Here is a 10,604-nt window from a genome sequence, read left to right as displayed (position 1 = left end):
GGAGCCCGAGGTCTATGCCGCCGCCGCCCAGCGCGCCGCCGCCGACGCGGCCCGCGCGGGCCGCGCGGCCGAACGTCTGGCCGGACTGGCCCGCGAAGGCGCCGCGCCCGGAGCCCAGGCGGGCGATGCCAAAGATCTGGCCGGTGCGGCCCAGGCGGGACTCGCCGCCGCCCGCGCCGATCTGACGGCCACCCGCCTGACCATGCCGTTCCCGGGGACGGTGATCGAACGCCTGGCCGAGCAGGGCGAAGTGGTCGGTGCCGGCCAGGCGCTGCTGACCATCGCCGACACGGCCAGTCCGCTGCTCGCCCGGGCGCAGGTGCCCGCCAGCCTGGCCGCCGGGCTGCGTGCGGGCCAGCCCGGCACGGTCCGCCTCGCCGACGGGCGCGACCTGGCTGCGCGGGTGCTGCGCAAGGCCGCCGGAGCGGAGGCCCGGACCGGGCTCGTCACGGTGGAGCTGGCTCTGGCCGGCACGACCGGCGCGCTCAGCGGGGCGCCGGCCTCGGTCCGCTTTCCGCAGGCGGTCCCGGGCCCGGGTGCAGCCGATGGCGTGCAACGAATTCCCGCCGAAGCCCTGATCGAGGCCCAGGGGGGCACGGCATCGGTCTACGTGATCGACCAGGGCGGGCGGGCCCGCCGCCGCTCGGTCCGCCTGCTGGGGCTGGCCGATCGCGACGCCCGCGTCGCCGGCCTGCCGACGGATGCCCGCGTGGTCACGCTCGGCGCGGGTTTCGTTCGGGACGGCCAGCGGGTGGAGGTGACGCGGTGAACGGCTTGATCACCTTCGCGGTCCGGCGCTGGCAGTTCATGCTGCTGGCCGTGGCCCTGCTTGTCGCGCTGGGCCTGATCACCTTCGCCAAGGTGCCCCGCACCGAGGACCCGCCGCTCAACACCCCGGGCTTTACCATCACCATCGTCCTGCCTGGCGCCACGCCAGAGACGATCGAGCAGCAGGTCACCCGGCCGGTCGAGGATGCCCTCGCCGGGCTCGACAACCTGCGCGAGATGCGCTCGACCAGCGGGGACGGCGTCTCGACGATCAATGCCGAATATGTCTGGGGCACCAATGCCGATCGCAAGTACGACGAGGTCGTGCGCGAGGTGAACGCCCTGCGGCCCGCCCTGCCCGCCGGGGTGGTGCGCGTCGACGTGCGACGCTGGCGGCCGACCTCGCTGCCGATCATGCAGGTCGCCCTGGTCAGCGACGTGCTGCCGATGCGCTCGTTCGAGAAGCTGGCGCGCGATCTCAAGAACCGGCTCGCCCGGGTGCCCGGGGTCCGCAAGGCCGACGTGCTCGGCGCCCCGACGAGCGAGGTGCGGATCGCGCTCGACATGCCCCGGCTCGCCGCCCAGGGCGTGCCCGCCGGAGCCGTGATCGATGCCCTGCGCGCGGGCGGGGCGGATACCCCGATCGGGGCGGTCGATGCCGGGGCGCGGCGCTTCAACCTGCGCTATGGCGGGGCCTACCGCGATCTCGACGCGGTCCGCGACACCCCGGTCCCGGTGCCGGGTGGCGGGGCGGTGCGGGTCGGCGATCTGGCTGCGGTCGACTGGGCCCAGCGCGAGCCGCAGCATATCGTCCACTTCCGCGGCCATCGCGCCCTGCTCGTCACGGTCGAGCAAAGCGATCGCCAGGACGTGACCCGGCTGACCAATGCGATCGACGCGGAACTGGCCTCCTTCGCCCGCCTGCTGCCCGGCAGTGTCCGGATGGAGAAAGGCTTCGTCCAGGCCAGCAACGTGCGCAACCGGCTGGATCATCTGGTGCGCGACCTGCTGCTGGCCTTGGGGATCGTGGCCATCACCTTGCTGCCGCTCGGCTGGCGGGCCGGCGGGGTCGTGATGGTGGCGATCCCGGTTTCGCTGCTGATCGGCATCCTGGTGTTGTCCGCCTTCGACCTGACCCTGAACCAGCTCTCGGTCGCCGGCTTCGTGCTGTCGCTCGGGCTGCTGGTCGATGATGCCATCGTGGTGATCGAGAACGTCGCCCGCTGGCTGCGCGAGGGTGCCGACCGGACGACCGCCGCGATCGGCGCGACCCAGCAGATCGCACTGGCCGTGCTGGGCTGCACCGCCTGTCTGATGTTCGCTTTCCTGCCGCTGATCGCCCTGCCCGAAGCCTCGGGCGAATTCATCCGCTCGCTCCCGGTTTCGGTGCTGGGCACCGTCGGCGGCTCGCTGCTGGTGGCGCTGACGCTGATCCCGTTCCTCGCCGCCCGCGCGCTGAAGCCTGACGAGGACCCGCATGGCAACCGCATGCTGCAGGCGATGACCGGGCTGATCGAGCGGGTCTATGCCCCGGTGCTCCACCGCGCGCTCGACCGGCCGTGGCGGGCGCTCGGCGCGATCTTCCTGATGGCCGCGCTGGCGGTGCCGCTGCTGGCCGCGATCGGCTCCAGCCTGTTTCCTCCGGCCGACCTGCCGCAATTCGTGGTGCGCGTGGACATGCCGCGCGGCACGGCGCTCGACGTCACCCAGAAGGCGGTCGAACGGGTCGAACGGCGCCTGCTGCAGGAGCCCGAGGTCGCCTGGACCGTGGCCAATGCCGGGCGCGGCGGTCCGTCGCTCTACTACAACGTGGTGCCCACCCCGGAGGATCCGGCGCGGGGCGAGGTGGCGGTCGGCCTGAAGGCCTGGGACCCGTCGCGCAGCCCCGAGCTGCTGGCCCGCCTGCGGGCAGACTTCCAGCGCGTGCCCGGGGCCGAAATCAAGCTGCAGACCTTCACCCAGGGACCGGCGGTGGAGGCGCCGATTGCCCTGCGCATCGTCGGGCCGGATGTCGCCACGCTGGGGCGGATCGCGGCGCAGGCCCAGGCCGTGCTCGAGGCCATGCCCGAGCTGCGCGACATCGGCAATCCGCTGCGCAGCCCCCGCACCGACCTGACGCTGGCCGTCGACGAGGCCCGCGCCCGTGCTCTGGGCGTCCCGGCGGGCGCCTTGCGCTCGGCCACCCAGATCGCGCTGGGCGGGGCCAGCCCGGCGATCCTGCGCGATCCGGATGACGATGACTATCCGCTGACCGTGCGCCTGCCGATGGACCGGCACAACCGGCTCGACGCGCTGGACCAGATCACGGTCCCCACCGCCAGTGGCGCGGCCGTGCCGCTGACCAGCCTGGCCACCCCGTCGCTCCAGTCGGGGCCGGCCGAAATCGATCGCTACCAGCGCGAACGCTCGGTCACCCTGACCGCCTGGGCCAAGGACGGGGTCCTGGTCTCGCGCGCCAACGCCGCCGCGCTCGAACGGATCCACGCGCAGGTGCCGTTGCCCCCGGGCTATGCGATCAAGGTGGGCGGCGAGGCCGAGACATCGGCGCGCAGCTTTGGCGGATTGCTGCCCGCGATCATCACCGCCTCGCTCGGCATCCTCGCCGTGCTGGTGCTGGAATTCGGCAAGTTCCGCCAGGTCGTGGTGGTCGCCGGGGTCGTACCGCTCGGCTTCTTCGGGGCGGTGCTGGCGCTGTGGCTGACCGGCAACAGCCTGTCGTTCACCGCCTCGGTCGGGCTGATCGCGCTGGTCGGGATCGAGATCAAGAACTCGCTGCTGCTGGTCGATTTCACCGAGCAGCTGCGGCGCGAGGGGATGGATGTGCGGGCCGCAGTCGAGCAGGCCGGCGAGATGCGCTTCCTGCCGGTGCTGCTGACCTCGGTGACCGCGATCGGCGGACTGCTGCCGCTCGCCCTGGAGGGCAACGGGCTCTATTCGCCGCTAGCCATCGCGATGATCGGGGGGCTGATCACCTCGACCCTGCTGGCCCGCGTCGCCACGCCCGTGATGTACCTGCTGCTGGCCGGGCGGGAGATCTGCCCGGTCGAGCCGAGCGAGCCTGCCGCCCTGCCGGAAGGAGCCCTGGCATGATCCCCCGCCTGTCGCTGCGTCACACCCTGCTCCTGGCCGGGATTCTCGCCGCCGGCCCGCTGACGGCGGCTGCCGCCGGGGCCCGCCCGCAACCGGCACCACCACCCGTGGAGGCGCCGGTCGCACCGGCCTGGAGCGCGGCCAATGCCGCGGCGCGCCCGGCCGAGCCGGCCTGGTGGCGGGCCTATGGCGATCCGGCGCTGGACCGGCTGGTCGAACGGGCGCTCGCCGCCGGGCCGGATCTTCCGGGGGCCCTCGCCCGGATCGATCAGGCCCAGGCAGCGGCCCGCGCGGTGGGCGCGGGCCGGTTTCCCTCAGGGACGGTCAATGGCTCGCTCGCCCGGACCGAACAGTCACTGGAAAACGGACTGGGGCAGTTGACGCGCTTTGTCCCGACGATCAACCGCACCCAGGACACCGCCTCGCTCAACGCCACGCTCGGTTGGGATCTCGATCTCGGCGGCGGGGTCAAGAACGGCGCGCGCGCCGCCCGCGCCGATCTGGTCGCGGCGCAAGCCGGGCTGGCGGCGACCCGCCTGGCGCTCGCCGCCGAGGTGACCGCGCGCTACCTCGATCTGCGGGAGGCGGAGGCCCGGTCGCGTCTGGTCGCCCGCCAACGCGACGATCTGGCTGCGCGCCTGCGCTATGCCGAGCTGCGTCTTGCCGCCACCGAAGGCTCGGCGCGCGAGCGGGATGCCCGGGTGCGCGAACTGGGCGAGGCCGAGGCCAGCCTGCCCCTGCTCGACGCGCAGGTCCGCGCCGCGCGCCACGCCCTGGCCGTGCTGACCGGGCGTCCGGCTGGCACGGACCTGCCCGAACTGTCCGCCGTGGGGCCGGGCGCCGCCGTGCCGCTGGCCGAGGACCCGGCCGCGGGGACCCCCGCCGACCTGCTCCGCGCCCGCCCCGACCTGGTCATGGCCGAAGCGCGGATCGTCAGCGCGCGGGCGCGGGTCAAGTCCGCGCTGGGCGAGTATTGGCCGCATGTTTCGATCGGCGGGCTGCTCGGGTTCGACACCAACCGGCTGGCCGGCTTCGGCACCCCCGCCTCGCGCATCACCCAGGGGTTCATCGGCCTGCGGTGGCGGCTGTTCGATTTCGCCCGGATCGACGCCGAGGTCGCCGCCGCGCGCGGGGCCGAGCGGGAGGCCCTCGCCGCCTATCGGGATGCGGTGCTGCGCGCCGGAGCCCAGGTGGAAAGCGCCTTCGCCCTCGCCGCGGCCCGCCGCGAGGCCCTCGCCGCGCAGGACCGCCGCCGGGCTGCAGCCGACAGCGCCTGGACCAGCGCCCAGGCCGCTTTCCGCCTGGGTGAGATCAGCGACGACCAGTTGCGCGGCGAAAGCCTGCAACACGCCAGCGCCGAGGCGGACCAGCTTGCCGCGCGACGGGCACTCGCCGAAGCGGTGCTCGATTGCCGCAAGGCCCTGGGGGGGTAGCGGCGGGCGAGCCGGCTACAACATCGTGGCGTAGTACGTCTGCTCCAGGGGCAGCATCGCCGCACCGACGGCGCAAGCGTCGAACCCGGTCTGCGAGGCGATGATCCGCGGCAGCGGACGCGGCATCTCGCGCCGGGCGTCGTCGAACAGCTCGATCGCAGGCAGCAGCTTGGCGGCAAGCTCGGGAGGGATGCGGCCGCCGAACACGATCGCCTCGGGATCGACCAGCGCGGCAATGCCCGAGGCGATCAGCGAGAACTGGTCCCGGCTGCGCGAGATCCATTCGTCGACCCCCGGCCATTCCGGATCGAACCGGGCCAGCATGGTCGAGAGCCCGTCAAGCTCGACCCCCGCCTTGCGCAGGGAATCGAGCAGGGTCTCCAGCGTCGGGATCTGGAAATTGCGCCAGGGCAGCATGCGGCCGATCTCGCCGCTGTTGCCGTGCGATCCGCGCAGCAGGCGGTTGTTGATGATGATCCCGCCGCCCAGTCCGGCCGCGACATAGATGTAGACGAAGTTGGCAAAACTCCGCCCGGCCCCGAGAAAGCTCTCGCCCACCGCAGCGGCGTTGCCGTCGCTCTCGGCCCAGCACGGCAGGCCGAGCCGCTCGGCGAACAGCTCGTCGATCGGGACCATGGCGAATTCATCGAGCGCGCGCGGCGGATTGAACCGGGCCTTGCCGTCCAGGCAGGGACCCAGGATGCCGATCCCGGCGCCAACCAGCCGTTCGCGGGCCAGCGGCGTTGCGGCCAGCAGGCGCTCTCGCACCTCGTCGATGCGGGCGAACACCGCCTTGCGGCTCATTACCGGCATGGTGAAATACTCGTGGCCGACCACCCGCCCGGAAAAGTCCATCAGGGCGATCGACATCGCGTCGGTCATCAGCGCGATGCCCAGCGAATAGGCGAACGGCGGGGCGATCGCGAGTTCGACCGTGGGCTGCCCGCGCCGCCCGCTGCTGCGCTTGCCCCCCTGCACCAGCGCCCCGCTGGCCAGGAGATCGTTTACCAGCCGCGAGACGGTCTGCTGCGACAGGCCCGTGGCACGGGCGATCTCCGGCTGGGTGGCGCCATTGCTGCGCAGCACGACGCCGAGAATCCGCGCCTCGCTTTCCGAGGGTTGCTGGCGCGTTTCCGCGAAGGTCATTGTCCCGGCCATCGCGCCCAGATGACAAATCCGGTGCGCGGGATCAATTCCCCACTCGGCAATAGAGGCGTGGGCTTTCGCGGCGTGGGCTTTCGCGGCACGTCGCGGCTCACTCCACCGTGACGGACTTGGCCAGGTTGCGCGGCTGATCGACGTCGGTGCCCTTCACGCAGGCGACGTGATAGGCCAGCAACTGCACCGGCACGGCATAGACCAGCGGCGCGATCAGCGGATGGACCTTGGGCATCTCGATCGTGGCGAGGCAACCCTCGCCAGCCTCGGCCAGACCTTCGGCATCGGAAATCAGCACGACCTTGCCTCCGCGGGCGCGGACTTCCTGCATGTTGCTGACGGTCTTTTCGAACAGGGGGCCGGATGGCGCGAGCACGATCACCGGCACGGCCTCGTCGATGAGCGCGATGGGGCCGTGCTTCATTTCGCCCGAGGCATAACCTTCCGCATGGATGTAGCTGATTTCCTTCAGCTTCAGCGCGCCTTCCAGGGCCAGCGGATAGTCCTGGCCACGCCCGAGGTAGAGCACGTCACGCGCCGGGGCGATCAGGTGGGCCATGGCGGCGATCTCGTCGTCATGGGCCAGCGCGGCATTGAGCGCGGCCGGCGTTTCCACCAGTTGGTCGACCAGATCGCGCTCTTCCTCGCGGCTCATCCGTCCGCGCTTCACCGCCAGGTGCGCGGCGAGCGCGGCCAGCACCGCCAGCTGGCAGGTGAAGGCCTTGGTCGAGGCGACGCCGATTTCGGGACCGGCATGGGTGGGCAACAGCAGGTCGGCTTCGCGCGCCATCGAGCTGGTCGGCACGTTGACCACCACCGCGATCGTCTGGCCGTGTTCCTTGCAGTGGCGCAGGGCCGCCAGCGTGTCGGCGGTCTCGCCCGACTGCGAGATGAACAGCGCCAGCCCGCCCGGTTCGAGCACCGGATCGCGATAGCGGAACTCGCTGGCCACATCGATGTCCACCGGCAGGCGCGCGAACTGTTCGAACCAGTACTTCGCGACCAGCCCGGCGTAATAGGACGTGCCGCAGGCGACGATGGTGACGCGGCGGATCTGCGAAAGGTCGAAATCGAACTGCGGCAGCGCGACCGACTGGTCGACCCGGCGGATGTAGCTGCGCAGGGTCTGGGCCACCACGGTCGGCTGCTCGAAGATCTCCTTCTGCATGAAGTGGCGGAAGTGCCCCTTCTCGATCGCCGCGGCCGAAGCCCCGGATGCGACGATCTGGCGCGTGACCGGGTGGTTGTCCTTGTCGAACACCTGGGCGCCGGTGCGGGTGATGATCACCCAGTCCCCCTCGTCCAGATAGGAGATGCGCTGGGTCAGCGGCGCGAGCGCCAGGGCATCGGACCCGAGGTAGGTCTCGCCCTCGCCATAGCCGACCACCAGCGGCGAGCCGAGCCGTGCGCCAATCAGCATCTCCGGGTGGGCCTTGAACGCGATCGCCAGGGCAAAGGCGCCCCGCAATTGCGGCAGCACCGCCTGGACCGCCTCGGCGGGCGACCTGCCGGCCTCGATCTGTTCGGAAACCAGGTGCGCGACCACCTCGGTATCGGTGTCGCTCTCGAAGACGCGGCCCCGCGCGGTCAGCGCCTCGCGCAGGGGGCGGAAGTTCTCGATGATCCCGTTGTGCACCAGGGCAAGATGCTCGGTGGCGTGGGGGTGGGCGTTGGCCGCGGTCGGCGCGCCATGGGTGGCCCAGCGGGTGTGGGCGATGCCGGTGGTGCCCGGCGCGGGGTGCCGCGCGAGTTCGAGCACCAGGTTCGACAGCTTGCCCGGCGCACGGCGGCGGATCAGCTCGCCTCCGGACAGCGTGCAGACCCCGGCGCTGTCATAGCCGCGGTACTCCATCCGCCGCAGACCATCGACCAGGCGGTCCGCCACGTCTTCCTTGCCGACGATGCCGATGATTCCGCACATGCTGCCAGGGGCCTTTCAGGGATCAGGTGTAGGGGACGCGGATGCCGGGGATGTGCGGCGGGAAATCGGCGACGTTGCTGGTCACCAGGATCGCCCCGTGCTCCTGGGCCGAGGCGAAGACAAGGGCCGCGGCCATGCCCAGCGCGGGGCGCTCGGCCTTCAGCGTGGCCGCACGACGGGCGATTTCCGGACTGATTTCGCGGATGGCGAAGTGCGACAGGAACCGTTCGGTCTCCTCCCGCGCCACGGCCGGAGCTTCGGCCATGATCTCAAGCCAGGTGATCCGGCTGATCCACGGACGCTTGGCCCGGCGCAGTTCGGCCATGGCGAGCTGATGGCCCGACAGGGTGTCGACAACGATGCCGGTGTCGAAGCAGGTGTCGGTCATGCCGCCCCGCTGTCCGGTCCATCCGGCAGGCGCACCCATTGCGCGCGCAGCGCCTTTTCGTAGTCCTTGCCGACCACGCCCTGGCCATAGCGCGTCCACAGCCCGAAGCCCTGCTCAAGCCAGTCCTGCTCACCGGCGCGGAAGGTCGCGATGGCGAAGCGGATCAGCGCCGCGCGCGAGATTCCCCGCTCGGCAGCCTGCTCGTCGAGCCAGCGGATGTCATCGTCGGGAAGATCGGCGAGGATGCGCATTATGATATCTTGATATCATATCATGATATGCCCGTCAAGCAGGCGAGCACCTGGCAAGTGCTTGATTTGCTAGCATGGGCACGGTGAACGACCGGTAAACGATCCCCGTCGCCGGGCACGGTCGTCGGACTTGGTCAGCCCGCCCTAGTTTCGCCCCTTCTCCGCCTTCTTGCGCTTCATCGCGTCGTGAAACCGGTCGGCCCAGCCGGGCTTGACCATCTGTTCGGCCCGGACCAGCCGCAATTCGCCATCGGCGACATCGCGGCTGACCGCGCTGCCCGCGGCCACGATGGCATCGGCCCCGATCCGCACCGGAGCGATCAGTGCCGAGTTCGAGCCGATGAAAGCCCGCTCACCGATCACGGTCTTGTGCTTGAAATAGCCGTCATAATTGCAGGTGATCGTGCCCGCGCCGATGTTGGCCCCTGCCCCCACTTCCGCATCGCCAAGGTAGGTCAGGTGATTGGCCTTGGCTCCCGGCCCGAGGGTGGCGTTCTTGACCTCGACGAAGTTGCCGATCTTGACCCCGGCCTGCAGCACGGCGCCGGGACGCAGGCGGGCATAGGGGCCGATCTCCACCCCCTCGTCCAGCCGCGCCCCCTCGATATGGCTGAAGCCGCGGATCAGGACCCGGTCAGCCACGGTCACACCGGGGCCGAACCACACGTTCGGCTCGATCGTCACATCCCGCCCCAGCACGGTGTCCCAGGCAAACCACACGGTCTGGGGCGCGATCAGGGTCGCACCCTCGGCCATGGCGCGATCGCGGCGCCGCTCCTGCCAGCGCGATTCGGCCTCGGCCAGTTCGCCGCGGCTGTTGATGCCGGCCACTTCATCCGGGTCGGGCGTCACCACCACCGCGCAGTGTCCGCCTTGGGCATTGGCGACGTTCACCACGTCGACCAGGTAATATTCGCCCTGGGCATTGTCGTTGCCGACCTGTCCCAGCAGTTCGAACAGGCGCCCGGCCCGCACCGCCATCAGCCCGGAATTGCACAGCCGGCATGCCCGTTCCGCCGCAGTGGCGTCCTTGTGCTCGACCATCCTGGTGATGCGCCCGTCCGCCTCGGCGATCACCCGGCCATACTGGAGCGGATCGGCGGGCTCGAAGCCGAGCACGACCACTTCGGGGGCATCGTCGGCGTGCAGGCGGTCGAGCATCCGGCGCATCGTTGCGGTGCTGACGAACGGCACGTCCCCGTAAAGAACCAGCACATCGCCGGAGAAACCGGCCAGCGCCGCTTCGGCCTGCTGGACCGCATGTCCGGTACCCAGTTGCGGCTCCTGCACCGCCAGATCCGCCCGGCTGCCAAGCTGGCGCTCAAGCTGATCCCGCCCGCTGCCGACCACCACGACCTGCCGCTCGGGCTGCAGCTCCGCGGCGCTGGCAATCAGATGCTCCAGCATCGGCCGGCCCGCGATGGGATGGAGCACCTTGTGCAGGTCGCTCTTCATCCGGGTGCCCTTTCCGGCGGCAAGGATGACGACAGCTAGCGGGGGAGTCTGACGATCGGCGCTCATGCCTTTCCCTTGCCAGCAAATCGTTACGGTTTCCAAGCCTTGTGATTGCTGTTTCCTCCGCTTTGCGCCACCAG

8 protein-coding genes are annotated in these 10,604 nt (G+C 70.8%); 3 read left to right on the top strand and 5 right to left on the bottom strand.

The genetic code is table 11. From position 1 onward, the window contains the following. The 3 genes from H7F49_RS14410 to H7F49_RS14400 form a co-directional block, all read left to right on the top strand. On the top strand, window positions 1–769 hold a 769-nt coding region (locus tag H7F49_RS14410), incomplete at its 5' end, for an efflux RND transporter periplasmic adaptor subunit (RefSeq protein ID WP_185684272.1). Then, a complete protein-coding gene (locus H7F49_RS14405; protein ID WP_185684271.1) occupies window positions 766–3,858 on the top strand; it encodes an efflux RND transporter permease subunit in 3,093 nt (1,030 codons plus the stop codon). The genes H7F49_RS14410 and H7F49_RS14405, both read left to right, overlap by 4 nt. Continuing rightward, complete coding sequence (locus H7F49_RS14400; RefSeq protein WP_185684270.1) at window positions 3,855–5,291, top strand: TolC family protein; 1,437 nt, start codon at window positions 3,855–3,857, stop codon at window positions 5,289–5,291. The genes H7F49_RS14405 and H7F49_RS14400 overlap by 4 nt, the downstream gene beginning before the upstream one ends. A 15-nt stretch (window positions 5,292–5,306) precedes the next feature. Here the strand turns inward: H7F49_RS14400 and H7F49_RS14395 are convergent, their stop codons facing one another. The 5 genes from H7F49_RS14395 to glmU form a co-directional block, all read right to left on the bottom strand. Further along, window positions 5,307–6,449 carry an ROK family transcriptional regulator gene (locus H7F49_RS14395; protein ID WP_185684269.1) on the bottom strand — a complete coding sequence of 381 codons (1,143 nt, stop codon included), beginning with the start codon at window positions 6,447–6,449 and terminating at the stop codon, window positions 5,307–5,309. 97 nt (window positions 6,450–6,546) lie between these two features. Then, on the bottom strand, window positions 6,547–8,370 hold the full coding sequence (gene glmS, locus H7F49_RS14390; protein WP_185684268.1) for a glutamine--fructose-6-phosphate transaminase (isomerizing): 1,824 nt from the start codon (window positions 8,368–8,370) through the stop codon (window positions 6,547–6,549). Between the two features lie 22 nt (window positions 8,371–8,392). Then, window positions 8,393–8,758 carry a PIN domain-containing protein gene (locus tag H7F49_RS14385; protein ID WP_185684267.1) on the bottom strand — a complete coding sequence of 122 codons (366 nt, stop codon included), beginning with the start codon at window positions 8,756–8,758 and terminating at the stop codon, window positions 8,393–8,395. Next, complete coding sequence (locus H7F49_RS14380; RefSeq protein ID WP_214647836.1) at window positions 8,755–9,009, bottom strand: ribbon-helix-helix domain-containing protein; 255 nt, start codon at window positions 9,007–9,009, stop codon at window positions 8,755–8,757. Before H7F49_RS14380 ends, H7F49_RS14385 begins: the two co-directional genes overlap by 4 nt. Before the next feature lie 144 nt (window positions 9,010–9,153). After that, window positions 9,154–10,530, bottom strand: a complete 1,377-nt coding sequence (gene glmU / locus H7F49_RS14375; RefSeq protein WP_185684266.1) for a bifunctional UDP-N-acetylglucosamine diphosphorylase/glucosamine-1-phosphate N-acetyltransferase GlmU — start codon at window positions 10,528–10,530, stop codon at window positions 9,154–9,156. Window positions 10,531–10,604: the final 74 nt, after the last annotated feature.

This window comes from Novosphingobium aerophilum, assembly GCF_014230305.1.
Lineage (GTDB): Bacteria > Pseudomonadota > Alphaproteobacteria > Sphingomonadales > Sphingomonadaceae > Novosphingobium > Novosphingobium aerophilum.
Note: the sequence above shows the minus strand (reverse complement) of the source record. Positions and strands in the feature narration are given on the sequence as shown.

Excerpts from the sequence above, each read along its gene's own strand:
- H7F49_RS14400 (WP_185684270.1), top strand. The coding sequence starts at position 3,855 with ATGATCCCCCGCCTGTCGCTGCGTCACACCCTGCTCCTGGCCGGGATT.
- H7F49_RS14395 (WP_185684269.1), bottom strand. The coding sequence starts at position 6,449 with ATGGCCGGGACAATGACCTTCGCGGAAACGCGCCAGCAACCCTCGGAA.
- glmS (WP_185684268.1), bottom strand. The coding sequence starts at position 8,370 with ATGTGCGGAATCATCGGCATCGTCGGCAAGGAAGACGTGGCGGACCGC.
- H7F49_RS14385 (WP_185684267.1), bottom strand. The coding sequence starts at position 8,758 with ATGACCGACACCTGCTTCGACACCGGCATCGTTGTCGACACCCTGTCG.
- H7F49_RS14380 (WP_214647836.1), bottom strand. The coding sequence starts at position 9,009 with ATGCGCATCCTCGCCGATCTTCCCGACGATGACATCCGCTGGCTCGAC.
- glmU (WP_185684266.1), bottom strand. The coding sequence starts at position 10,530 with ATGAGCGCCGATCGTCAGACTCCCCCGCTAGCTGTCGTCATCCTTGCC.